This is a genomic window from Streptomyces sp. NBC_00209, assembly GCF_045206345.1.
In the GTDB taxonomy this organism is placed as follows: domain Bacteria; phylum Actinomycetota; class Actinomycetes; order Streptomycetales; family Streptomycetaceae; genus Streptomyces.
The window spans coordinates 1,224,286-1,247,500 of the sequence record NZ_CP108121.1 but is presented as its reverse complement, the minus strand read 5'-3'; the positions used below and the strand labels follow the sequence as shown (position 1 = coordinate 1,247,500).

Sequence of the window (23,215 nt, the reverse complement as noted above, 5' to 3'; positions counted from 1 at the left end):
ATGGCACCGGGGCCCGGTGGCGGTGCGGGTGCGGGTTCCGGTTCTGGCCCTTGGACCGGGGTGCCGTCCCGCCCGCTGGCCGCCGCGCTGGCCGAGGGCACGCTCGTCCTCGACGGCGGGCTCTCCAACCAGTTGGAGGCGCAGGGCTGCGATCTGTCCGACGCGCTGTGGTCCGCCCGGCTGCTCGCCGACGGACCCGGGCAGATCGAGGCCGCCCACACGGCGTACGTGCGGGCTGGGGCCCAGGTGCTCATCACGGCCAGTTATCAGGCGAGCTACGAGGGCTTCGGGCGGCGCGGAATCGGGCGGGACGAGGCGACTCGGCTCTTCGCGCGCAGCGTGGAGCTGGCCCGCCGGGCGGCCGGCACGGTGGAGCGGGACGTCTGGGTGGCGGCTTCGGTCGGCCCCTACGGGGCGGTGACGGCGGACGGGGCGGAGTACCGGGGCCGCTACGGGCTCACCGTCCGGGAGCTGGAGCGCTTCCACCGCCCCCGCATCGAGGCGCTGGCCGCCGCCGGGCCGGACGCGCTGGCCCTGGAGACGGTGCCGGACATGGACGAGGCGCGGGCGCTGCTGCGGGTGGCGGGGGAGTACGGGCTGCCGGTGTGGCTCTCCTGCACCGTGGCCGGGGGCCGGACCCGGGCCGGACAGCCGCTGGACGAGGCGTTCGCCCTGGCCCGGGGGCACGACGAGGTGATCGCGGTCGGCGTCAACTGCTGCGCCCCCGCCGACGCGGAGGCCGCCGTGCGGGCGGCGGTCCGCGCGACCGGGAAGCCGGCCGTGGCGTACCCGAACAGCGGCGAGCGCTGGGACGCGGCGTCGGGAGCCTGGGCCGGGGGCGCCACGTTCGACCCCGGGCGGGTGGAGACGTGGCAGCGGGCCGGCGCCCGCCTGATCGGCGGCTGCTGCCGGGTGGGCCCGGGGACCATCGCGAAGCTGGCGGCGGCGCGGGTGGCCATGCCCTTCGAGTCGGACCTGCGACTTTCCGACTAGGAAAGTGTGTGCCATGCTGGCAACAGCATCGTCTTGCGGTCGGGAAGGTCGTGCAGTTCCGTGTCTCTTGCTGCTCATGGTGGCGAATCACAGTCCGCGGAGGTGTCCCCGGTCCAGGCGGCGGGCGCGCTGGCTCGCGTGGAGTCGATCCGTGCCGGGGTGCGGGGGCGACGGGCGCCGGGTTGGTTCCCGATACTGGCGGGTCTGCTCGTCGGCATGGACGTGGCGGCGCTTGCCGCCACGCGGGAGATACCGCTTGCCGCGCTGCCGGGAGCATTGCTCGCCTGGTTCGTAGCATGGTTGATCCGCCGGATGAGCGTCCAGGTCACAGGGGTGCGAGATGTCCCCTCCAAGCGCCTGGGCAACCTACGGCTCGTGGGCGAGGCGGTGGGGCTCTGCGCGCTGTGCATTGCCGTCTGGGCGGTGTGCCGCCTCGGTGGCGGCAGTCACGCCACGTGCATCATCGCCCCCGCTGTCGTTGGCGCCGCGGTGGCCTCGATCCTGTTCGCGCGGCGCAACCGGGCGCTGCCTCCCGGGCCTGGAGGGGCCCATGCCCGCTGACGGGGGCGTGGCCGGGGCGGGCTTCAACGAGCTCATGCACCATCCGAGCCGACTGGCTGTCTTGGCATTCCTCTCCGGCTGCATCGAGGCGGACTTTGCGCTCGTACGCGACCGATGCGAACTGTCCGACTCGGCACTGAGCAAGATCGCCAAGACGCTCGAAGAAGCCGGCTACATCGACGTCAGAAAGGGGCGTGCCGGTCGCAAAGCCCGAACCTGGCTCGCCCTGACCCCTGAGGGTGGCAACGCGCTCGCCGCCCACCTGGAGGCGCTCCGGGCAGTCGCGGCGGCGGCCCGCTCCGCCGCTGAGCAGGGGGCCGACGCGGACCGTACGCCCGTTGACACAACCGATCCGCGCTCGGCGTCAAGAACCGTTCGACTCGATCCGCCTCGCAGCACGTGAAGACTGGCTGCCGCCCGTCGCGCGGAGGCTGATGTCCTGCCGTCCGGCAGTCCCCGCTGCTGGAGTGCGGTCTGTTGAACGACGAACCGGGTCCGGTTCGGTGAGGTGGGTGTCCATGGCGGCGTTCAGATCCGCCAGGAACTGCTCGAACTGTTCCAGGAGCTGTGGCGGGTAGGGGGACATCGCGGCGTCGAGCCGGCCGGCGAGCGGGCCGAAGAATTCGTCCGCCCGCTCCTGGATGTTCCCGCCGCTGCGCAGGGTGACGACGCGCCGGTCGGAGTGCTCGCGGGTGCGGGTGATGTGCCCGGCCGCTTCGAGGCGGTTCAGGAGCGCGGTGGTGGCGCCCGTGGACAGGGAGATGCGCTCGCTCAGCCGGGCCGGTGACAGCGGGGTCCCGCGTTCTTCGGCGGCGGCGATCTCCAGCACCGCGGTCGCGTCGGTGGAGTGCAGACCCAGCCACGCGGCGAAGCGCCGGCTCAGCTCGGCGTAGTGGCCGCCGTAGCTCCGCAGCCCTTCCATCAGCCGCTCGCGCCGCGCCGCGACCTCGTCGCCCATCGCCACCTCCACAGGGCCCGCCACCTCTTCTCGCCTGCCGGGCGTCCCCACGGCAGCCCGCTTTGACAACCTACCTCCCCCACTTTACCTTCACGGTGTAATTACTTCACCATGGAGGTATCTGGCATGCGTGACCCGTCCCGCACCCCCGGCGAGACGACCGGGGCCTACCGCTGGCGGTGGCTGATCCTGGCGGTGATGATCGTCGCGGAGATCATGGATCTGCTGGACGCCTCGATCGTCAACGTCGCCGGACCGGACCTGGAGAAGTCCCTCGGCGCCGGCTCCGTCGGACTGCAGTGGGTGATCGGCGGCTACGCCCTCACCCTGGGCGCCGGGCTCGTGCTCGGCGGCCGGCTCGGCGACCGCTACGGACGGCGCCGGATGTTCCTGATCGGACTCGCGGCCTTCACGGCGTGCTCACTGCTGTGCGCGGTCGCGCCGAACATCGAGTCGCTGATCGCCTTCCGTCTGCTGCAGGGCACCGCCGGAGCGATGCTGCTGCCCCAGGGCCTGGGCCTGCTGCGGGAGAACTTCTCGGGTCCCGAACTCACCAAGGTCTTCGCGATCTTCGGGCCCGTCCTCGGTCTGGGCGGCATCATCGGCCCGGTCCTGGGCGGCTTCCTCATCGAGGGCGACTTCTTCGGCCTCGGCTGGCGCTCGGTGTTCCTGGTCAACCTGCCCATCGGCCTCGCGGCACTGATCATCGCCGCGAAGTTCGTGCCGAAGAAGGCGGGCGACCGCAGGGTGCGGGTCGACATGACCGGCGCCGCCCTGGTCGCGGCGTCCTGCGCCCTGCTGGTGCTGCCGCTCAACCAGGGGCAGGAGAACGGCTGGCCGCTCTGGACGTGGCTGTCCATGGCCGCCTCGGTGATCGGTTTCGCCCTCTTCGCCCTCCAGCAGCGCCGCACGGCGGCCGCGGGCCGCGAGCCGCTGGTGACCCCGGGCCTGCTGCGCAAGCCGGCCTTCACCGTCGGGCTCGGCGGCATCGCGCTGTTCTTCGGCGGGCTCATCGGCACCCAGCTCGTGCTGACCCTGTTCCTCCAGATCGGCCACCACTTCACCGCCGGTGAGGCGGGCCTCGGCAACCTGCCCCTCGCGGTGGGCACCGCGATCGGCGGCGCGGTCAGCGGTGCGTTCCTCGCGGACAGGATCGGCCGCAAGGTCCTCCAGATCGGACCGCTGGTCCAGCTCGCCGGTGCGGCCGTGCTGTGGTTCGAGCTCGACGGCCTCGATGCCACCTCGTTCTCGATCTGGGACATCGCTCCCGGCGTGGTGGTGGCGGGCATCGGTGCCGGCATGGTGATCGCCGCGCTGTTCAGCTTCATCCTGGCCGCGGTGGACGACGACGAGATCGGATCCGCCTCCGGTGTCCTGTCGGCGGTCCAGGCGGTCGGCGGCTCCATCGGCGTCGCGGTCTTCGGATCGGTGTTCTTCGCCCGGGCCGAGGCCGGTGACTTCAGCGGCGGCTTCCACCGCGCGCTGGTCGTCCAGGCGTGCCTGCTGGTGGCCTTCTTCGCGATCACCTTCCTCCTGCCCAGGAAGGGCCGCCCCGAGGACGAGCAGCACGGCATCGCACCCGAGGCGGAGCCGGAGCCCGCAGGTGGAGGAGGACCCCGGGAAATTGCCTGGTGAGGGGAGCGCGGGCGGATCATACTCAAACGTGTGTTCTTGACGATCAGTACCACCGGCTCCCCGGAACGTCCCGCCACCGACCTCGGGTTCCTGCTGCACAAGCATCCCGAGCGGGCACAGGCGTTCTCCACCTCCCATGGCACCGCGCACGTCTTCTATCCCGAGGCGTCCGCGGAGCGGTGCACGGCGGCTCTGCTGCTGGAGGTCGATCCCATCGCGCTGGTGCGCAAGGGGAAGGGCAAGGGCCGGGGCGGGGCGCCCGACGCCGCGCTCGCGCAGTACGTCAACGACCGCCCCTACGCGGCATCCTCGCTGCTGTCCGTCGCGATGAGCACCGTCTTCAAGTCCGCGCTGAGCGGTGCCTGCAAGGCGATGCCCGAGCGGGCGGCGGCCCCCATGGAGCTGCGGATCGAAGTGCCCGCCCTGCCGGCCCGTGGTGGTGCCGAGCTGGTGCGCAAGCTCTTCGGTCCGCTCGGATGGACGCGGGTGGAGGCGGAGGCCGTACCGCTGGACGAGACGTTCCCGGAGTGGGGCGACTCGCGGTACGTACGGCTGGTGCTCGAAGGCGAGCTGCGGCTCGCCGACGCGCTGCGCCAGCTGTACGTGCTGCTGCCGGTGCTGGACGACGCCAAGCACTACTGGGTGGCGCCCGACGAGGTGGACAAGCTGCTGCGCGCGGGCGAGGGGTGGCTGGCGGAGCACCCCGAGCACAAGCTCATCACCAGCCGGTATCTGGCGCGGCGCTGGGGGCTCACCCGGCAGGCGATGGAGCGGCTGGAGCTGGTGCGGCTCGCGGAGGCGGACGACCTCGACGTCGAGAGCGTCGACAACGCCGTGGACGAGGGCTCCGACACCGAGGAGCGGCCGGTGCCGCTGGCCGTGCAGCGCCGCGACGCGATCCTGGCCGCGCTCGGCGCCGCCGGGGCCGGCCGGGTGCTCGACCTGGGCTGCGGACAGGGGCAGTTGGTGCAGGCGCTGCTGAAGGACCCGCGCTTCACGGAGATCATCGGCCTCGACGTGTCCATGCGCGCCCTGACGATCGCCTCGCGCCGGCTGAAGCTGGACCGGATGGGGGAGCGGCAGGCCGCCCGCGTGACCCTGCGCCAGGGCTCCCTGACCTACACGGACAAGGGGCTCAAGGGATACGACGCGGCGGTGCTCAGCGAGGTCATCGAGCACCTGGACCCGGAGCGGCTGCCCGCCCTGGAGTTCGCCGTGTTCGGCTCCGCGCGCCCCCGCACGGTCCTCGTCACCACGCCCAACGTCGAGTACAACGTCCGCTGGGAGACCCTTCCGGCCGGCCACACCCGCCACGGCGACCACCGCTTCGAGTGGACCCGGGCCGAATTCCGGTCCTGGGCCGAGGCGGTGGCCGCACGGCACGGGTACGGCGTCGCGTACGTGCCCATCGGCCCGGACGACCCCGAGGTCGGCCCGCCCACACAGATGGCCACGTTCACCATCAACACCGCCACCACCGACGAGAACCAGAAGGAGGCGAAAGCCGCATGACCACCAACGACACCGGGCGCGCCCCGCACCGCACCCTCCCCGTCACCGACCTCTCCCTCGTCGTGCTCATCGGGGCCAGCGGGTCCGGCAAGTCCACCTTCGCCCGGCGGCACTTCAAGCCGACCGAGGTCATCTCCTCGGACTTCTGCCGGGGCCTAGTCGCCGACGACGAGAACGACCAGAGCGCCAGCAAGGACGCCTTCGACGTCCTGCACTACATCGCGGGCAAGCGCCTCGCCGCCGGCCGGCTGACCGTCGTGGACGCCACGAACGTGCAGCCGGAGGCCCGGCGCCAGCTCGTCCGCGTGGCCCGGGAGCACGACGTGCTGCCCATCGCCGTCGTGCTCGACCTGCCCGAAGAGGTCTGCCTAGCCCGCAACGCGGCCCGCCCGGACCGCGCCGACATGCCCCGCCACGTCATCCAGCGCCACCGCCGCGAGCTGCGCCGCTCCCTGCGCGGTCTGGAGCGCGAGGGCTTCCGCAAGGTGCACATCCTGCGCTCCGAGGACGAGGCCGAGCAGGCCGAAGTGGTCCTGGAGCGCCGCTACAACGACCTGCGCCACCTCACAGGACCGTTCGACATCATCGGCGACATCCACGGCTGCCGCTCCGAGCTCGACACCCTCCTCGGCAAGCTGGGCTATGTGGACGGCGCCCACCCCGAGGGCCGCACCGCGGTCTTCGTCGGCGACCTGGTCGACCGCGGCCCCGACAGCCCCGGCGTCCTGCGCCGCGTGATGTCGATGGTGGCCGACGGCAACGCGCTGTGCGTCCCCGGCAACCACGAGAACAAGCTCGGCCGCTACCTCAAGGGCCGCAAGGTCCAGCTCACCCATGGCCTGGCCGAGACCGTCGAGCAGCTGGAACGGGAGGACGCGAAGGACCCCGAGTTCCGCAAGCGGGCCGGCGCGTTCATCGACGGGCTCGTCAGCCACTACGTGCTGGACGGCGGCCGGCTCGTCGTCTGCCACGCCGGGCTGCCCGAGAAGTACCACGGCCGCACCTCCGGCCGGGTCCGCTCGCACGCGCTGTACGGGGAGACCACCGGCGAGACCGACGAGTTCGGGCTGCCCGTGCGCTACCCGTGGGCCGAGGACTACCGGGGCAGCGCCGCCGTGGTCTACGGCCACACGCCCGTGCCCAACACCTCGTGGATCAACAACACCATCTGCCTGGACACCGGTGCCGTCTTCGGCGGGAAGATGACCGCGCTGCGCTGGCCGGAGCGCGAGCTCGTCGACGTACCGGCGGAGCAGGTCTGGTACGAGCCGGTGAAGCCGCTGGAGACGGAGGCGCCCGGGGGCCGGGAGGGCAGGCCGCTGGACCTGGACGACGTGCAGGGCCGTCGGATCGTGGAGACCCGGCACATGGGCCGCCTCGCCGTCCGCGAGGAGAACGCGGCCGCCGCCCTGGAGGTCATGAGCCGGTTCGCGGTCGACCCCCGGCTGCTGCCCTACCTGCCGCCGACCATGGCGCCCACCGCCACCTCCCGCGAGGACGGCTACCTGGAGCACCCGGCCGAGGCGTTCGGCGAGTACCGGGCGGCCGGCGTGGCCGGGGTCGTGTGCGAGGAGAAGCACATGGGCTCCCGCGCCGTGGCCCTGGTCTGCAAGGACGCCACCGCGGCCCGGGAGCGCTTCGGCACCGCGGACGGCGGGCCCGCCGGCGCGCTGTACACCCGCACCGGACGCCCGTTCCTGGACGACTCCGCGCTCACCGAGACGGTGCTCGGGCGGCTGCGCGCGGCCGTGACCGCGGCCGGGCTGTGGGAGGAGTGGGGCACCGACTGGGTGCTGCTCGACGCCGAGCTGATGCCCTGGTCCCTGAAGGCGCGCGGCCTGCTCCGCTCGCAGTACGCGGCCGTGGGCGCCGCGTCCGGAGCGGTGTTCCCCGCCGCCACCGGGGCCCTCGCGGCGGCCGCCGCGCGCGGCGTCGACGTGGGCGCGCTCGCGGACCGGCAGCGGGAGCGGGCCGGGGACGCGGCCGCGTTCACGGCGGCGTACCGGCGCTACTGCTGGGGCACCGACGGGCTGGACGGCGTGCGCCTCGCGCCGTTCCAGATCCTCGCCGTACAGGGCCGCTCCCTCGCCTCCGTACCGCACGACGAGCAGTTGGCCTGGCTGGACCGGCTGGTCGAGCACGACCCCACCGGGCTGCTCCAGGTCACCCGGCGGCTCGTCGTGGACACGGCCGACGAGGAGTCCGTCCGCGCGGGCACCGACTGGTGGCTGGAGATGACCGGCCGGGGCGGTGAGGGCATGGTCGTCAAGCCGCTCGGCGCGCTCGTCCGGGACGCCAAGGGCCGTCTGGTGCAGCCCGGCATCAAGGTGCGCGGCCGGGAGTACCTGCGGATCATCTACGGCCCCGAGTACACCCGCCCCGACAACCTGGACCGGCTGCGCGGCCGCTTCCTCGGCCACAAGCGCTCGCTGGCCCTGCGTGAGTACGCCCTCGGTCTTGAGGCCCTGGACCGGCTCGCGGACGGGGAGCCGCTGTGGCGGGTCCACGAAGCGGTCTTCGCCGTCCTGGCCTTGGAGTCGGAGCCGGTGGACCCCCGGCTCTGAGCACGTCGGGAGAACAAGCGGGCGATTCGCCGGGTGAACGGCGCGCCGCGCGGTGAGGATGGGGGCATGGGATTCCATGTCGACTCCGAGGCCGGGCGGCTGCGCCGCGTCATCCTGCACCGCCCCGATCTGGAACTGAAACGGCTCACGCCGAGCAACAAGGACGCGCTCCTCTTCGACGACGTGCTCTGGGTGCGCCGGGCCCGCCAGGAGCACGACGGCTTCGCGGACGTACTGCGCGACCGGGGCGTCGAGGTGCACCTCTTCGGCGACCTGCTCCGCGAGGCCCTGGAGATCCCGGTCGCCCGGCGCCTCGTGCTGGACCGGGTCTTCGCCGAGAAGGAGTACGGCCCGCTCGCCACCGAGCATCTGCGCGCCTCCTTCGAGGAGTTGGCCGCGGCCGAGCTGTGCGAGGCGCTGGTCGGCGGGATGACCAAGCGGGAGTTCCTGGAACGGCACAAGGAGCCGGTCTCGGTGCGCTTCCATGTCATGGACCTGGACGACTTCCTGCTCGGGCCGCTCCCCAACCACCTGTTCACCCGGGACACCTCCGCGTGGATCTACGACGGCGTCTCGATCAACGCCATGCGCTGGCCGGCCCGGCAGCGCGAGACGGTCCACTTCGAGGCGATCTACCGTCACCACCCGCTGTTCACCGGGCCGGAGGCGGGCGCCTTCCACCACTGGTCCGAGGGGCAGGACGACTACCCCTCCACCATCGAGGGCGGCGACGTCCTCGTCATCGGCAACGGCGCCGTGCTCATCGGGATGAGTGAGCGCACCACCCCGCAGGCCGTCGAGATGCTGGCCCGGGGGCTCTTCGACGCGGGCTCGGCCCGGACCATCGTGGCGCTGGACATGCCCAAGAGCCGGGCCTTCATGCACCTGGACACCGTGATGACCATGGTCGACGGGGACACCTTCACCAAGTACGCGGGCCTCGGCATGCTCCGCTCGTACACCATCGAGCCCGGCGACGGGCCGCGCGACCTCAAGGTCACCGACCACCCGCCCGAGCAGATGCACACCGCCATCGCCGAAGCGCTCGGGCTCGGCTCGATCCGGGTGCTCACCGCGACCCAGGACGTGCACGCGGCCGAGCGGGAGCAGTGGGACGACGGCTGCAACGTGCTCGCCGTCGAGCCCGGCGTCGTCGTCGCGTACGAGCGCAACGCCACCACCAACACGCATCTGCGCCGCCAGGGCATCGAGGTCATCGAGATCCGGGGCAGCGAGCTGGGCCGGGGCCGGGGCGGTCCGCGCTGCATGAGCTGCCCGGTCGTGCGGGACGCGGTGTGACGGGCGGCGGGGCATCCGTACCGCGAGACGGCTCTGTATAGCGATGCATTGCGTCGTATAGGGTTCCAGCGTTACGGTATGCGTCCCCCCGTCCGACCCAGGAGCAGTCACCATGGCCATAGACCTCGCAGGCCGCCACTTCCTCAAGGAGCTGGACTTCACGGCCGCGGAGTTCCGCGGCCTGATCGAGCTGGCCGCCGAGCTCAAGGCCGCCAAGAAGTCGGGCGCGGAGGCGCAGCGGCTGCGCGGCCGGAACATCGCGCTGATCTTCGAGAAGACGTCGACCCGCACCCGGTGCGCGTTCGAGGTCGCCGCCGCCGACCAGGGCGCCTCGACCACGTATCTCGACCCCTCCGGCTCCCAGATGGGGCACAAGGAGTCGGTCAAGGACACCGCGCGCGTTCTCGGCCGGATGTTCGACGGGATCGAGTACCGGGGCGACAGCCAGGCGGCCGTCGAGGAGCTGGCCGCGTACGCCGGGGTGCCGGTCTTCAACGGGCTGACCGACGACTGGCACCCGACCCAGATGCTCGCCGACGTGCTGACGATGACCGAGCACAGCGAGAAGCCGCTGGAGGAGATCGCGTTCGCCTACCTCGGCGACGCCCGCTTCAACATGGGCAACTCCTACCTGGTCACCGGCGCCCTGCTCGGCATGGACGTGCGCATCGTCGCGCCCAAGGCGTACTGGCCCGCCGAGACGGTCGTCGCCGAGGCCCGGGCGCTCGCCGAGAAGTCCGGCGCGCGGGTCACGCTCACCGAGGACGTGGCCGAGGGGGTGCGCGGCGCGGACTTCGTCGCCACCGACGTCTGGGTGTCGATGGGCGAGCCCAAGGAGGTCTGGGACGCCCGCATCGCCGCCCTCGTGCCGTACGCCGTCACGATGGACGTCCTGCGGGCGACCGGGAACGCCGGGGTGAAGTTCCTGCACTGCCTGCCCGCGTACCACGACCTCGGCACCGGGGTGGCGCGCGAGATCCACGAGCGGCACGGGCTGAGCGAGCTGGAGGTGAGTGACGAGGTGTTCGAGTCCGAGCACTCCGTCGTCTTCGACGAGGCGGAGAACCGCATGCACACGATCAAGGCCGTCCTCGTGGCGACGATGGCCGGCCGGTAGCCCGGCGACCCCGCATGTTCATGCACCCAATTGGGTGAATATGCGAACGGATGTCTATGATGGTGCCGATTAGTGGGGTTCGAGCTCGCACGCTCGAACCCCCTTTTCGTGCGCGCGACGGCCCCCACCGCCCGAGCCGCGTACCCCCCACGCGTACCACCGGAAATGAGACACCGCCGTGAGCCCCCTGCGCCTCCCCGGCCCCCCGCACCGCGTCAAGGACCCGCACCGGCTGATCGCCGAATCCGGCGCGGACCTGGAGGGGCACGGCCTCAAGCGCACCATGGGCCTGTTCCAGCTGGTGTGCTTCGGGATCGGCGCGGTCGTCGGGACCGGCATCTTCGTGGGCCTGTCCGACAGCGTGGCGGAGGCCGGGCCCGCCGTCGTGGTCTCCTTCGTCCTCGCGGCCGTCACCTGCGTCTTCACGGCGTTCTCGTTCGCCGAGCTGGGCAGCGCCATTCCCGTCTCCGGCAGCTCGTACTCCTTCGCCTACGCCACACTCGGCGAACGCCTCGCCTTCCTCGTCGGCTGGTGCCTGCTCCTGGAGTACGGCGTGTCGGTCTCCGCCGTCGCGGTCGGCTGGAGCCAGTACGTCAACGAACTCCTCGACAGCCTCTTCGGCCACCAGCTGCCCGCCGCCCTCTCCGCCGGACCGGCCGACGGCGGCGTGATCAACCTGCCCGCCGTGATCGTGGTCATGATGGCCGCGAGCCTGCTGGTGCGCGGCGTACGGGAGAGCGCGACCGCCACTGCCGCGATGGCCGTCCTCAAGCTCGTCGTCCTGGCCCTGTTCTGCGTCATCGCGTTCACCGCGTTCGAGCGCGGCAACCTCGCCCCGTTCGCCCCCCACGGCGCGGGCGGCGTCACGGCGGGCGCGTCGCTGGCGTTCTTCTCGTACATCGGCTTCGACGCGATCACCACGGCGGGCGAGGAGGTCAAGAACCCCCGGCGCAACATCCCGCTCGCGATCATGATCTGCATCGGCCTGGTCACGCTGCTCTACTGCGCGGTCGCCCTCGCCGCGATCGGCGCACTCGGCCCGGACGCCGTCTCCGACAAGCCCGCAGCGCTCTCGCTGATCGTGGACCAGGTCACCGGCTCGTCCGTGGGCGGCGCCGTCATCGCCTTCGGCGCGGTCGTCGCCATCGCCTCGGTCGTCCTCGCGGTGATGTACGGGCAGACCCGCATCCTGATGTCGATGTCCCGCGACGGCCTCGTCCCGAGGGTCTTCGAGCGGGTCTCACCGCGCACCGCGACGCCGGTCGCCAACACCTGGATCGTCGCCGTCGTCTTCGCGGTCCCGGCGGCCTTCTCCTCGCTCGGCATGGTGGTGAACCTGACCACCATCGGCACGCTCGCCACCATGGTCGCCGTCAACGCCGCCGTCCTCGTGCTGCGCCGCCGCAACCCCGAGGTGCGCGGCTCCTTCCGGGTCCCGCTCTACCCGCTGAGCCCGCTCATCGGCATCGGCTTCTGCGTCTACCTGATGTATGGCACCGGCTGGACGACCTGGGTGCAGTTCGCGGTGTTCCTCGCGGTCGGTGCCGTCGTGTACGCGGTGTACGGGCACCGCCGCTCCCGGCTGGCGAACGCCTAGGTGTACTGACCCGTGAGGTTAGGGACGCGGCTGGCGGGTGGTTGGCCCTTGAGCGCGGTGTGTCCGCGGTGGTGATTGTAGGTGTGGAGCCATTGTGGGAACGCGTCGCGGCGTTCTTGTTCTGATCGGTAGGGGCGTGCGTAGGCCCATTCGTCGAGCAGGGTGCGGTTGAGGCGTTCGACCTTGCCGTTGGTCTGGGGGCGGTAGGGGCGGGTGCGTTTGTGGGCGATCCCGGCCGCTGCGAGCGTGTCGCGCCAGGTGTGGGACTTGTAGCAGGAGCCGTTGTCGGTCAGGACGCGTTCGACGGTGATGCCTGCGCTGGTGAAGTAGGCGTGGGCGCGGGTCCAGAAGGCGGTGGCGGTTTCCTTCTTCTCGTCGGTGAGGATCTCGCTGTAGGCGAGGCGGGAGTGGTCGTCGACGGCGGTGTGGATGTAGCTGTAGCCGGCGTTCGAGCGGGTCTTGCGGCCGGCCTGGCGGCCCAGGGCCTTGTGGCCTCCGCCGTCGGGGATGTTGCCGAGCTTCTTGATGTCGACGTGTACGAGTTCGCCGGGGCGGTCGCGTTCGTAGCGGCGTATGACGTGTCCGGTGGCGCGGTCGAGGTGGGTGAGGCGGGCCAGGCCGAAGCGGACCAGCACGCGGTGGACGGTGGAGGGGACCAGGCCCAGCAGGTGGGCGATGCGGGCCGGTCCCCACCGGCGCAGGAGTCGGACCTTGATGATCCGGCGTTCGGTGCGGGTCGGGGTCCGTCGTGGGCTGTGGTGGGGGCGGGAGGAGCGGTCGGTCATGCCGGCCTCGCCGAGGTCCCGGTAGCGGCTCGCCCATCGTTGGGCGGTGGTGGGTGAGACCTGGAAGCGCTCGGCCGCCCGCCGCAGGGGCCAGCCGTCCTCGACGACGCAGTGGGCCAGACGCAGGCGGCCGGTCTCGGTCAGGGGTGCATTACGGTGGGGCACGAGGGCCTTTCTGGTCGGTGCAGATGTCGCAATCCACACCGAACCCGGAAGGCCCTCACCCGTTCAAGATCCCTCAGCCGAGATATGGCTCACCCGTCCACAACCTCCTCGGACAGAACACCTAGGTGTTCTGTCCACGGAGGTTGGTGACAGGTTTCACGGTGGGGTGATCTTGAACGAGTGAGGGCCTTCCGGGTTCGGTGTGGATTGCGACATCAACATCGAACGACCAGAAGGCCCTCATGCCCCACCGTAATGCACCCCTGACCGAGACCGGACGTCTGCGCCTGGCCCGCTGCGTCGTGGACGACGGATGGCCCCTGCGCCGGGCCGCCGAACGCTTCCAGGTCTCGCCCACCACCGCTCAGAGGTGGGCCGCCCGTTACCGCGAGTTCGGCGAGGCCGGGATGACCGACCGGTCCTCCCGACCGCACCACAGCCCGCGCCGGACACCGACCCGAACCGAGCGGCGGATCATCCAGGTCCGTGTCCTGCGCCGGTGGGGCCCCGCCCGCATCGCCTACCTGCTCGGCCTGAACCCGGCGACCGTCCACCGCGTCCTGACCCGCTACCACCTGGCCCGGCTCACCCACCTGGACCGGGCCACCGGCCGGGTGATCCGCCGCTACGAACACGCCGCCCCCGGTGACCTCGTCCACGTCGACATCAAGAAGCTCGGCAACATCCCCGACGGCGGCGGCCACAAGGTCCTCGGCCGGCAGGCAGGCCGCAAGAACCGGGCCAACGCCGGGACGAGCTTCCTCCACAACGCCGTCGACGACCACTCCCGCCTCGCCTACAGCGAGATCCTCGGCGACGAGAAGAAGGAAACCGCTGTCGGATTCTGGCAACGGGCCCACGCCTACTTCTCCGCCGCCGGAGTCACCGTCCAGCGGGTCCTGACGGACAACGGCTCCTGCTACAAGTCATACCTCTGGCGGAACTACCTTGCAGCGCAAGGCATTTCACACAAGCGCACCCGCCCCTACCGGCCGCAGACGAACGGGAAAGTAGAGCGTTTCAACCGGACCCTGCTGGAGGAGTGGGCCTACGCAAGGCCCTACCGAACCGAGACCGAACGCCGCGACGCCTACCCGCAATGGCTACACACCTACAATCACCACCGCGGACACACCGCACTCAAAGGCCAACCACCAGCCAGCCGCGTCCCCAACCTCACGGGGCAGTACACCTAGAGCGGCGGCAGCCGGAACCAGACCGCCTTGCCGCGTTCGGTCGGGCGGTGACCGCAGGACGAGCTGAGCGTGCGGATCAGCAGCAGCCCCCGGCCGTGCTCCTGCCACGGGTCCGGTACGTCGTCGGGCTCCGGGCGGGACAGATCGCCGGGCGGGGCCGGGTCGCCGTCGTGCACCTCCACCTGGCAGCCCGCCGGAAGCAGCTCGACCACCAGCTCTATGGGCTCGTCGCCCGGGGTGTGCTCCACCGCGTTCGCGACCAGCTCGGCGGTGAGCAGTTCGGCGGTGTCGCTGTCGGCGGGCGCGTCGATGTCCGTCAGCACCGAGCGGATCAGTGCGCGGGCGATCGGCACGGCGGCCGTGGAGTGCGGCAGGGAGATGCGCCAGGAGGGGGGTGGCGGTCCGTCGGGGGGCACGAGGGTTTCCGTTCGGGTGAGCGCGGGGGTCCTGGGCTCAGACGGTTCCGCGCTCAAGACGTGTCGGGTCCAACCTTACGAAGCGGCGCGACGCGGACAAGGGCCTGCGGTCCGGGACCTTGGGGACATTCGTCACGGGACCGCGCACGCGCCGATGTATCGCGTACTCGTGACGGCAGTCACGTAACGGTGATAAATTCGGGGTCAGCAGCAGCGACGGCTGAAGGGGATACCCCGCCATGAGCCCGTTCACCGGCTCCGTACCGCGTACGCAGCACTGGCGCCATCTGAAGGTCACCGTCGAGGACGGTGTCGCCACCGTCACCCTCGCCCGGCCCGACAAGCTCAACGCCCTGACCTTCGGCGCCTACGCCGACCTCCGCGACCTGCTGGCCGAGCTGGCCCGGGAGCGCTCCGTGCGGGCACTCGTGCTGGCCGGCGAGGGGCGCGGCTTCTGCTCCGGCGGCGACGTGGACGAGATCATCGGCGCCACCCTCGCGATGGACACCGCCCAGCTCCTGGACTTCAACCGGATGACCGGCCAGGTCGTCCGCGCCGTCCGCGAGTGCCCCTTCCCCGTCGTCGCCTCGGTGCACGGGGTGGCGGCGGGGGCCGGCGCCGTCCTCGCCCTCGCCGCCGACTTCCGCGTCGCCGACCCCACCGCCCGGTTCGCCTTCCTCTTCACCCGGGTCGGGCTCTCCGGCGGCGACATGGGCGCGGCCTATCTGCTGCCCCGGGTCGTCGGCCTCGGTCACGCCACCCGGCTCCTGATGCTCGGCGAACAGGTCCGCGCCCCCGAGGCGGAACGGATCGGCCTGATCAGCGAGCTCACCGACGAGGGCGACGCCGACCAGGCCGCCGCCGCGCTCGCCCGCCGCCTCGCGGACGGGCCCGCGCTCGCCCTCGCCCAGACCAAGGCGCTGCTCACCGCCGAGCTGGACATGCCACTGGCCGCCGCCGTCGAGATGGACGCCGCGACCCAGGCCCTCCTGATGCACGGCGAGGACTACGCCGAATTCCACGCCGCGTTCACCGAGAAGCGGCCGCCCGCCTGGCGGGGCAAATGACCGGCCCGCACCGGATCGCGGTCATCGGCGGCGGCCCCGGCGGGCTCTACGCGGCGGCGCTGCTCAAGCGCCTCGGCCCGGACCGAGCCGTCACCCTCTGGGAGCGCAACGCCCCCGACGACACCTTCGGCTTCGGCGTCGTCCTCTCCGACGAGACCCTGGGCGGCATCGAACACGCCGACCCGGTCGTGCACCGCGCCCTCCAGCGCGAGTTCGTCCGCTGGGACGACATCGACATCGTGCACCGGGGCCACACCCAGACCTCCGGCGGCCACGGCTTCGCCGCCCTCGGCCGCCGCCGGCTCCTGGAGATCCTGCACGAGCGCTGCGCCGGACTCGGCGTCGACCTCCGCTTCCGTACGCAGGCCCCGCCCGCCGCCGAACTCGCCGCCACGCACGACCTGGTCATCGCCGCCGACGGCGTCCACAGTGCCACCCGTGAGGCCCACGCGAACCGCTTCCGCCCCCGGATCACCGGACACCGCTGCCGTTACATCTGGCTCGCCGCCGACTTCGCCCTGGACGCCTTCCGCTTCGAGATCGCGGAGACCGCGTACGGCGTGATGCAACTGCACGCCTACCCGTTCGCCCGGTCCCCGGAAGGCGGAGGCGCCTCCACCGTGATCGTGGAGATGCGCGAGGAGGTCTGGCGCGCGGCCGGCTTCGACGTACCCGACCCGGCCGATTCGGTCGGCCAGTGCGCCAAGATCTTCGCGAACGCCCTCGGCCACCGCCCCCTGCGCTCCAACAACTCCGCCTGGCTCACCTTCCGTACCGTCGTCAACGCGCACTGGTCGCACGGGAACACCGTCCTCATCGGGGACGCCGCGCACACCGCGCACTTCTCCATCGGCTCCGGCACCAAGCTCGCCGTGGAGGACGCCCTCGCGCTCGCCGCCTGCGTCGAGGAGCAGCCCTCGCTGCCCGCCGCGCTCGCCGCGTACGAGAGCGAGCGGCGGCCCGTCGTGGAGTCGACGCAGCGCGCGGCGGCGGCCAGCCTGCGCTGGTTCGAGGAGCTGGGCACGTACGTGGACCAGCCGCCCCGCCAGTTCGCGTTCAACCTCCTCACCCGCAGCCGCCGCGTCACCCACGACAACCTCCGGCTGCGCGATCCCGCGTTCACGGCCGGGGTGGAGGAGGAGTCCGGCTGCCCGCCCGGCACCCCGCCGATGTTCACGCCGCTGTGGCTGCGCGGCCTGGAACTGCGCAACCGCGTCGTCGTCTCGCCGATGGACATGTACGCGGCCACCGACGGCGTCCCCGGCGACTTCCACCTCGTCCACCTCGGAGCCAGGGCGCTCGGCGGCGCCGGGCTCGTCATGACGGAGATGGTCTGCGTCAGCCCCGAGGGCCGCATCACCCCCGGCTGCACCGGCCTCTACACCGACGAACAGACAGTCGCCTGGACCCGGGTCACCGACTTCGTGCACACCGCGTCCCCCGGCACCGCGATCGGCGTCCAGCTCGGCCACTCCGGCCGCAAGGGCTCCACCAAGCTCATGTGGGAGGGCATCGATCAGCCCCTGGACCACGGCAACTGGCCGGTGACCGCCGCCTCGCCGCTGCCGTACGCGCCCGGGGCCAGCCAGGTTCCGCACGCCCTGGACCGGGCCGGTCTGGACGAGGTCCGCGAGCAGTTCGCCGCCGCCGCCCGGCGCGCCGACGCCTGCGGGTTCGACCTCCTCGAACTGCACTGCGCGCACGGCTATCTGCTCTCCGGCTTCCTCTCGCCGCTCACCAACCGGCGCACCGACGCCTACGGCGGACCGCTCGCCCACCGCCTCCGCTTCCCGCTGGAGGTCTTCGACGCGGTCCGCGAACGGTGGCCCGAAGACCGGCCGATGACCGTCCGGATCTCCGCCACCGACTGGGCGGAGGGCGGCACCACCGCCGAGGACGCCGTGGAGATCGCCCGCGCGTTCGTCGCGCACGGGGCCGACGCCATCGACGTCTCCACCGGCCAGGTGGTGCCCGGCGAGCGGCCCGAGTACGGGCGGTCGTACCAGACGCCGTACGCCGACCGCATCCGGAACACCCTGTGCGTGCCGGTGATCGCGGTCGGCGCGATCTCCTCCTGGGACGACGTCAACTCCCTGCTCCTCGCGGGCCGCGCCGACCTCTGCGCCCTGGCCCGCCCCCACCTCTACGACCCGCACTGGACGCTCCACGCGGCCGCCGAGCAGGGCTACACCGGCCCGGGCGCCCCCTGGCCCCTCCCGTACCGCGCGGGCAGCCGCACCCCACCGGCCGGCCGCACCGACGCCCCGAAGCCGCGCCTCACTCTGGGGTGAGGGGGAGGCACTCGTGGCACCGGCACGGGTCCGGATGCGGGGCCGCGTGGTGGGTGTCCCGCCCCAGGCGTGCGGTCCGCTCCAGCCGCTCCGCCCACTCCACCGCCTCCTCACGCGTCCACACGATCCGCTCTTCGCACCGGCGGAGCACAGCGGGGGAGTACACCAACCGGGCCCGGAACGTGTGCAGGTGGCGGGTGCCGGTGTCGATGGTGATCCAGTGACCGGTGTGGCGGCCGTGGCCGACCGCCGTCAGCTGCTCGTTGCCCATGCCGGGGTAGGTGTCGACCACGTAGACCTTCGCGCCCGCCCGGAACGCCTTGGTCCCCGAGCGGAACTCCTGGCCCAGCTCCCCGTACCGCCGCCACCGCACGACGTTCGCCGCGACCAGCCAGCGCGGCTCGGGCGCCTCAGCCATGGTCCGGCTCCGCGCCGGCCACCAGCCGGTGCGCGAACTCCGCCCCCGCGTCCCGCAACCGCTCGTGCAGCGCCCGGAACACCTCGGCCGACCTGGCTCCCGGCCACGCGCCGGGCAGCAGCTCCCCGGGCAGCCCCGGGTCGGCGTAGGGCACCCGGCGCCAGGAGTCCAGTGCGGAGAGGTAGTCCCGGTAGGCCGCCTCCGGGTCCACCGCCGCGTCGCCGCGCGCCTCCCAGGCCCTGAGCACCGGTTCGTGGCGTTCCAGGAAGCCGTGGTGGAGCCGGGCCACCGCGTCCAGGTCCCACCAGCGGGCCACGGCCTCCCGGGTCGCCGAGAAGCCCAGGTGGCCGCCCCGGAACAGATCGACGTACGGGGCGAGTTCCAGCCGTTCCAGGGTGTGCCGGGTCTCGTCGTACAGCCCCGCCGGGGCGATCCAGACACCCGGCGCGGCCGTGCCGAAGCCGAGCCGGGACAGCCGCGAGCGCAGCAGGTGCCGCTTGTGGCGCTCCGCCTCGGGCACCGAGAACACCGCCAGCACCCAGCCGTCCGCCAGTGGCGGGTCCGGGTGGCGGTAGATGCGCCGGTCGCCGTCGTCCAGGAGCTGGCGGGCGTCCGCCGACAGCGCGTATCCGGCGGCCCCGTCCGCCGTGCGCTCGGCGACGAGCAGCCCGCGCCGCTTCAGCCGGGAGACGGACGAGCGCACGGCGGGCGCGTCCACGCCGACGGCGCCGAGCAGCCGGACCAGACCGGCCACCGGCATCGGCCCGTCGCCGGGGGTGCGGCCGTACGCCCCGTACAGGGTGACGATCAGTGAACGGGGGGTGTGCGGTTCGACCATGTGATCATTCTCGGTCCGGGCCGGGCCCGGCCGCACCGGATTCGCCCGTGCGGAGCCTGAACCGTTGCAGTTTCCCCGTGGCGGTACGGGGCAGGGCCGGCAGGAAGGTGACGCTGCGGGGGCACTTGTGCGGGGCCAGCTCCGCCCGCATGAACGTGCGCAGCTGGTCCGCCGTCAGCGCGGCGCCCTCCCGCAGCACCACGTACGCCGCCACGATCCGGCCGCGCAGCTCGTCCGCCTGGCCCACCACCGCCACCTCCGCGACATCGGGGTGGCGCAGCAGGGCCTCCTCGACCTCGGGGCCCGCGATGTTGTACCCGGAGGAGATGATCATGTCGTCGGCGCGGGCCACGTACCGGAAGTAGCCGTCCGCGTCGCGCACATAGGTGTCGCCGGTGATGTTCCAGCCGTGCCGTACGTAGTCGCGCTGCCGCTCGTCCGCGAGGTAGCGGCAGCCGACCGGGCCGCGCACGGCCAGCAGGCCCGGCTCCCCGTCCGGCACGGGCGCGCCGTCGGCGTCCACCACGCGGGCCTGCCAGCCGGGGACCGGGATGCCCGTGGTGCCGGGGCGGATCGCGTCGTCGGCGGCCGAGACGAAGATGTGCAGCAGCTCGGTCGCGCCGATGCCGTTGATGATCCGCAGCCCGGTCCGCTCGTGCCAGGCGTGCCAGGTCGTCTCCGGCAGGTTCTCGCCCGCCGAGACACAGCGGCGCAGCGCCGACAGGTCGTGCCCGTCGAGCTGGTCCAGCATCACCCGGTACGCGGTCGGCGCGGTGAACAGCACCGAGACGCGGTGCTCCGCCAGGGCGGGCAGCAGCTGCTTCGGGCCCGCCTGTTCGAGCAGCAGCGCCGACGCGCCCACCCGCAGCGGGAACACCACCAGGCCCCCGAGCCCGAAGGTGAAACCGAGCGGCGGACTGCCCGCGAACACGTCGTCGGGCCCGGGCCGCAGGACGTGCCGGGAGAACGTGTCGGCGATGGCCAGCACATCGCGGTGCAGATGCATGCAGCCCTTGGGCCGGCCCGTGGTGCCCGAGGTGAACGCGATCAGGGCAACGTCGTCCGACGCGGTGTCCACCGCCCGGTACGGGCCCGGCCGGGCGGCCGCCAGCCGCAGCAGGTCGTCCGGCGCCTCACCCCCGTACGCCGTGATCCGCAGCCCGGGCACCTCCGCCTGAGCCAGGTCCTCGACCGACCGCGCGTCGCACAGGGCGTGGCTCACCCGGGCGATCGAGCAGATGGTGGCCAGCTCGGACGCCCGCTGCTGCGCGAGTACGGTGACGGCGACCGCGCCCGCCTTCAGCACCGCCAGCCAGCAGGCGGCCAGATGGGGCGTGGTGGGGCCGCGCAGCAGGACGCGGTTGCCGGGGACGACCCCCAGGTCCGAGGTGAGGACATGGGCGATCCGGTCGACCAGACCGCGCAGCTCCCCGTAGCTCAGCACCCCGCCGTCCGGCGTGCGGAAGGCGGGGCGCCCGGGGCCGAGGCGGTCGGCCGTGCGGTCCAGGAGTTCGGTGGCGCAGTTGAGCCGGTCCGGGTACCGCAGCTCGGGCAGGTCGAAGAGCAGGTCCGGCCACTGCTCCACGGGGGGCAGATACTCCCTCGCGAAGCCGTCGATGTGCGCTGAGGTTTTCGGGTCCATGGTGTTCGGGTCCATGAAGCATCGCTCCCTTGTCGCCCTTGGAGCGTATCGTTTGGGTGACGGTAGTCAACGGTCCGCGATAAAGATGCTCAGGTGCCATCGATTTGAAAGTCTTTGATCAGATTCGACCAGAGAGGCGCCGGTATGACGGCATTCTCGCTCGATCCGGCACAGACCGCCTGGTGCGAGGAGCTGCGCGCCCTGGCCCGTGACCGGCTCGCCCCGCTCGCCGCCGAGGGTGCGCCGGGGCACGTCAACCGCCCGCTGCTCGCCGCCCTCGGCGGGCTGGGCCTCCTCGACCGGCTGTTCGGCGCGGGCGCCCTGGACCTCTGCCTGCTGCGCGAATCGCTCGCCCGGGGCTGCACCGAGGCGGAGACCGCCCTCGCGCTCCAGGGCCTCGGCGCCTTCCCCGTGCTCCGGTCCGGCACCCCCGCCCAGCGCGAGCGATGGCTCCCCGGGGTCCGCGCCGGCCGCCAGGTCGCCGCCTTCGCGCTCAGCGAGCCCGGCGCGGGCTCCGACGCGGGGGCCCTCGCGCTCGACGCCGCCCCGGACTCCGGCGGCTGGCGGCTGACCGGCGAGAAGTGCTGGATCTCCAACGCGCCGGAGGCCGACTTCTACACGGTCTTCGCCCGCACGACCCCCGGCGCCCGGGCCCGTGGCGTCACCGCCTTCCTGGTCCCCGCCGACCGCGCCGGACTGACCGGCACCGCCCTGGACATGCTCTCCCCGCACCCGATCGGGGCCCTCGCCTTCGACGGGGTCCGGGTCACCCCCGACGACCTGCTCGGCGAGCCGGACCGGGGCTTCGCGGTCGCCATGGACACCCTGAACCTCTTCCGCCCCAGCGTCGGCGCCTTCGCCCTCGGCATGGCCCGCGCCGCCCTCGACGCCACCGTGGAGCACACCGCGACCCGGACCGCCTTCGGCGCGCCCCTCTCCGCCCTCCAGGCCGTGTCGCACCAGGTCGCCGAGATGGCCACCCGCACCGAGGCCGCCCGGCTGCTGGTCTACGCGGCCGCCGCCGCGCATGACGCCGGGGAACCGGGGGTGCCGCGCCGGGCCGCGATGGCGAAGCTGTACGCCACGGAGACCGCGCAGTTCGTCGTGGACACCGCCGTCCAGCTGCACGGCGCCCGCGCCCTGCGCCGAGGCCATCTGCTCGAACACCTCTACCGGGAGGTCCGGGCCCCGCGCATCTACGAGGGCGCCAGCGAGGTCCAGCGCACGATCATCGCCAAGGAGCTGTACGCGAACCGGGAGCCGACCGCATGAGCCCGATCCACCGCATCAACCCGCACGAACTCTCGCCCGCCTCCGGCTTCTCGCACGCGGTCACCGCGACCGGCGGCCGGCTTGTCTTCCTGGCCGGGCAGACCGCCCTGGACCAGCGCGGCGAGGTCGTGGGCGACACCCTGCCCGAGCAGTTCGCGACCGCCCTCGGCAACCTCCTCACCGCCCTGCGCGCGGCGGGCGGCTCCCCGGCCGATCTGGCCCGGGTCACGGTGTACGCCACCGACGTCGCCGACTACCGGGCCCACGCCCCGGAACTGGGCCGGATCTGGCGCCGGATGGCGGGCCGCGACTACCCGGCCATGGCGGTCATCGGCGCGGCGCGGCTCTGGGACGAACAGGCACGGGTCGAGATCGACGGCATCGCGGTCCTGCCCTGAACGACGTACGCCCCTGCCTTTGAACGACGAACGCCCCCGCCGATCCCGGAAACCGGGCCCGGCGGGGGCGCCACGCGTCACGCCTCACCTCAGTACGGCCGCACCAGCACATGGGCCGCGCCCGGGATGCCGATCTTCAGCAGCTCGTCCTCCTCCGGCGTCGTCTCGCCGCCCGTCTCCTGCCTCAGCACCGCGCGCGACATCGCCTGCACCCACATGGCGCGCGGCCGGCGACGGGCCTCCCACCCGTCCAGGGCCGCGTCGACGTCCGCCTCGGCGTCCAGCGACTCGGCGAGGCCACGGGCAGGCTCATCAGGTGGTCCACGAGGGCCAGCAGCACGTCCCGGCCGAACGGCCGCTCACGTACGTCGCCGACCAGCAGCGGTACATGCGGATCCAGGTCCAGGGCGGCCCTGATCTCGGCGGGTCGGACGGGTGAAGCGGCGCCGGGGATATATCTGTATTTAGTGCCCTCTGTCCGTTCGGTAGCC

Annotated in this window: 20 protein-coding genes and 2 pseudogenes; 14 read left to right on the top strand and 8 right to left on the bottom strand. The window is 72.5% G+C overall.

What is annotated here, in order from left to right:
* From mmuM to OG867_RS05445, 3 genes are all read left to right on the top strand, one after another.
* A complete protein-coding gene (gene mmuM, locus OG867_RS05455) occupies positions 1 to 993 on the top strand; it encodes a homocysteine S-methyltransferase (protein ID WP_328902919.1) in 993 nt (330 codons plus the stop codon).
* Between the two features lie 102 nt (positions 994 to 1,095).
* On the top strand, positions 1,096 to 1,554 hold the full coding sequence (locus OG867_RS05450) for a hypothetical protein (protein WP_406283243.1): 459 nt from the start codon (positions 1,096 to 1,098) through the stop codon (positions 1,552 to 1,554).
* Complete coding sequence (locus tag OG867_RS05445) at positions 1,544 to 1,957, top strand: transcriptional regulator (RefSeq protein ID WP_328902921.1); 414 nt, start codon at positions 1,544 to 1,546, stop codon at positions 1,955 to 1,957. Before OG867_RS05450 ends, OG867_RS05445 begins: the two co-directional genes overlap by 11 nt.
* Here the strand turns inward: OG867_RS05445 and OG867_RS05440 are convergent.
* A complete protein-coding gene (locus OG867_RS05440; RefSeq protein WP_406283241.1) occupies positions 1,919 to 2,512 on the bottom strand; it encodes a MarR family winged helix-turn-helix transcriptional regulator in 594 nt (197 codons plus the stop codon). The two genes, OG867_RS05445 and OG867_RS05440, sit on opposite strands and share 39 nt — an antisense overlap.
* Before the next feature lie 126 nt (positions 2,513 to 2,638).
* On the opposite strand from OG867_RS05440, the gene OG867_RS05435 reads away from it, so the two are divergent.
* From OG867_RS05435 to OG867_RS05410, 6 genes are all read left to right on the top strand, one after another.
* Entirely contained in the window at positions 2,639 to 4,147 is a 1,509-nt protein-coding gene (locus OG867_RS05435; protein ID WP_328902922.1) for an MFS transporter, read from the top strand.
* A gap of 30 nt (positions 4,148 to 4,177) precedes the next feature.
* Positions 4,178 to 5,659: a 3' terminal RNA ribose 2'-O-methyltransferase Hen1 gene (locus tag OG867_RS05430; RefSeq protein WP_406283238.1), complete on the top strand. Its 1,482-nt coding sequence runs from the start codon at positions 4,178 to 4,180 to the stop codon at positions 5,657 to 5,659.
* Complete coding sequence (locus OG867_RS05425) at positions 5,656 to 8,223, top strand: polynucleotide kinase-phosphatase (RefSeq protein ID WP_406283236.1); 2,568 nt, start codon at positions 5,656 to 5,658, stop codon at positions 8,221 to 8,223. The genes OG867_RS05430 and OG867_RS05425 overlap by 4 nt, the downstream gene beginning before the upstream one ends.
* 66 nt (positions 8,224 to 8,289) lie before the next feature.
* Positions 8,290 to 9,522, top strand: a complete 1,233-nt coding sequence (locus OG867_RS05420) for an arginine deiminase (protein ID WP_328902925.1) — start codon at positions 8,290 to 8,292, stop codon at positions 9,520 to 9,522.
* Between the two features lie 112 nt (positions 9,523 to 9,634).
* A complete protein-coding gene (gene argF, locus OG867_RS05415) occupies positions 9,635 to 10,639 on the top strand; it encodes an ornithine carbamoyltransferase (RefSeq protein WP_406283234.1) in 1,005 nt (334 codons plus the stop codon).
* A 178-nt stretch (positions 10,640 to 10,817) separates the two neighbouring features.
* Positions 10,818 to 12,236, top strand: a complete 1,419-nt coding sequence (locus OG867_RS05410; protein WP_406283232.1) for an amino acid permease — start codon at positions 10,818 to 10,820, stop codon at positions 12,234 to 12,236.
* Here OG867_RS05410 and OG867_RS05405 read toward each other — a convergent pair.
* Positions 12,233 to 13,186, bottom strand: a complete 954-nt coding sequence (locus OG867_RS05405; protein WP_406283230.1) for an IS481 family transposase — start codon at positions 13,184 to 13,186, stop codon at positions 12,233 to 12,235. The genes OG867_RS05410 and OG867_RS05405 overlap by 4 nt on opposite strands.
* A 242-nt stretch (positions 13,187 to 13,428) precedes the next feature.
* On the opposite strand from OG867_RS05405, the gene OG867_RS05400 reads away from it, so the two are divergent.
* On the top strand, positions 13,429 to 14,382 hold the full coding sequence (locus tag OG867_RS05400; protein ID WP_406283228.1) for an IS481 family transposase: 954 nt from the start codon (positions 13,429 to 13,431) through the stop codon (positions 14,380 to 14,382).
* Here the strand turns inward: OG867_RS05400 and OG867_RS05395 are convergent.
* Complete coding sequence (locus OG867_RS05395; RefSeq protein WP_328902928.1) at positions 14,379 to 14,798, bottom strand: ATP-binding protein; 420 nt, start codon at positions 14,796 to 14,798, stop codon at positions 14,379 to 14,381. The two genes, OG867_RS05400 and OG867_RS05395, sit on opposite strands and share 4 nt — an antisense overlap.
* Positions 14,799 to 15,037: 239 nt before the next feature.
* Here OG867_RS05395 and OG867_RS05390 point away from each other — a divergent pair, with 239 nt between their 5' ends.
* Positions 15,038 to 15,865 carry an enoyl-CoA hydratase family protein gene (locus OG867_RS05390; RefSeq protein WP_406283226.1) on the top strand — a complete coding sequence of 276 codons (828 nt, stop codon included), beginning with the start codon at positions 15,038 to 15,040 and terminating at the stop codon, positions 15,863 to 15,865.
* On the top strand, positions 15,862 to 18,156 hold the full coding sequence (locus OG867_RS05385) for a bifunctional salicylyl-CoA 5-hydroxylase/oxidoreductase (protein ID WP_406283224.1): 2,295 nt from the start codon (positions 15,862 to 15,864) through the stop codon (positions 18,154 to 18,156). Before OG867_RS05390 ends, OG867_RS05385 begins: the two co-directional genes overlap by 4 nt.
* Here OG867_RS05385 and OG867_RS05380 read toward each other — a convergent pair.
* The 3 genes from OG867_RS05380 to OG867_RS05370 are packed head-to-tail and all read right to left on the bottom strand — an operon-like array spanning position 18,143 to position 21,069.
* A complete protein-coding gene (locus OG867_RS05380; RefSeq protein WP_328902931.1) occupies positions 18,143 to 18,574 on the bottom strand; it encodes a hypothetical protein in 432 nt (143 codons plus the stop codon). The genes OG867_RS05385 and OG867_RS05380 overlap by 14 nt on opposite strands.
* Entirely contained in the window at positions 18,567 to 19,412 is an 846-nt protein-coding gene (locus OG867_RS05375; protein WP_328902932.1) for a PaaX family transcriptional regulator C-terminal domain-containing protein, read from the bottom strand. The genes OG867_RS05380 and OG867_RS05375 overlap by 8 nt, the downstream gene beginning before the upstream one ends.
* A 4-nt stretch (positions 19,413 to 19,416) precedes the next feature.
* Positions 19,417 to 21,069: an AMP-binding protein gene (locus tag OG867_RS05370; protein WP_406283222.1), complete on the bottom strand. Its 1,653-nt coding sequence runs from the start codon at positions 21,067 to 21,069 to the stop codon at positions 19,417 to 19,419.
* Between the two features lie 129 nt (positions 21,070 to 21,198).
* On the opposite strand from OG867_RS05370, the gene OG867_RS05365 reads away from it, so the two are divergent.
* On the top strand, positions 21,199 to 22,326 hold the full coding sequence (locus OG867_RS05365; RefSeq protein WP_406283220.1) for an acyl-CoA dehydrogenase family protein: 1,128 nt from the start codon (positions 21,199 to 21,201) through the stop codon (positions 22,324 to 22,326).
* The gene (locus OG867_RS05360) at positions 22,323 to 22,724 is read left to right on the top strand and encodes a RidA family protein (protein ID WP_406283218.1); all 402 of its coding nucleotides are present in this window, start codon (positions 22,323 to 22,325) and stop codon (positions 22,722 to 22,724) included. The genes OG867_RS05365 and OG867_RS05360 overlap by 4 nt, the downstream gene beginning before the upstream one ends.
* Positions 22,725 to 22,813: 89 nt before the next feature.
* Here OG867_RS05360 and OG867_RS05355 read toward each other — a convergent pair.
* Positions 22,814 to 23,035: pseudogene (locus tag OG867_RS05355) on the bottom strand (FAD-dependent oxidoreductase); the annotation flags it as partial.
* A pseudogene (locus OG867_RS05350) lies at positions 23,020 to 23,145 on the bottom strand (ATP-binding protein); the annotation flags it as partial. The pseudogenes OG867_RS05355 and OG867_RS05350, both read right to left, overlap by 16 nt.
* Positions 23,146 to 23,215 lie beyond the last annotated feature (70 nt).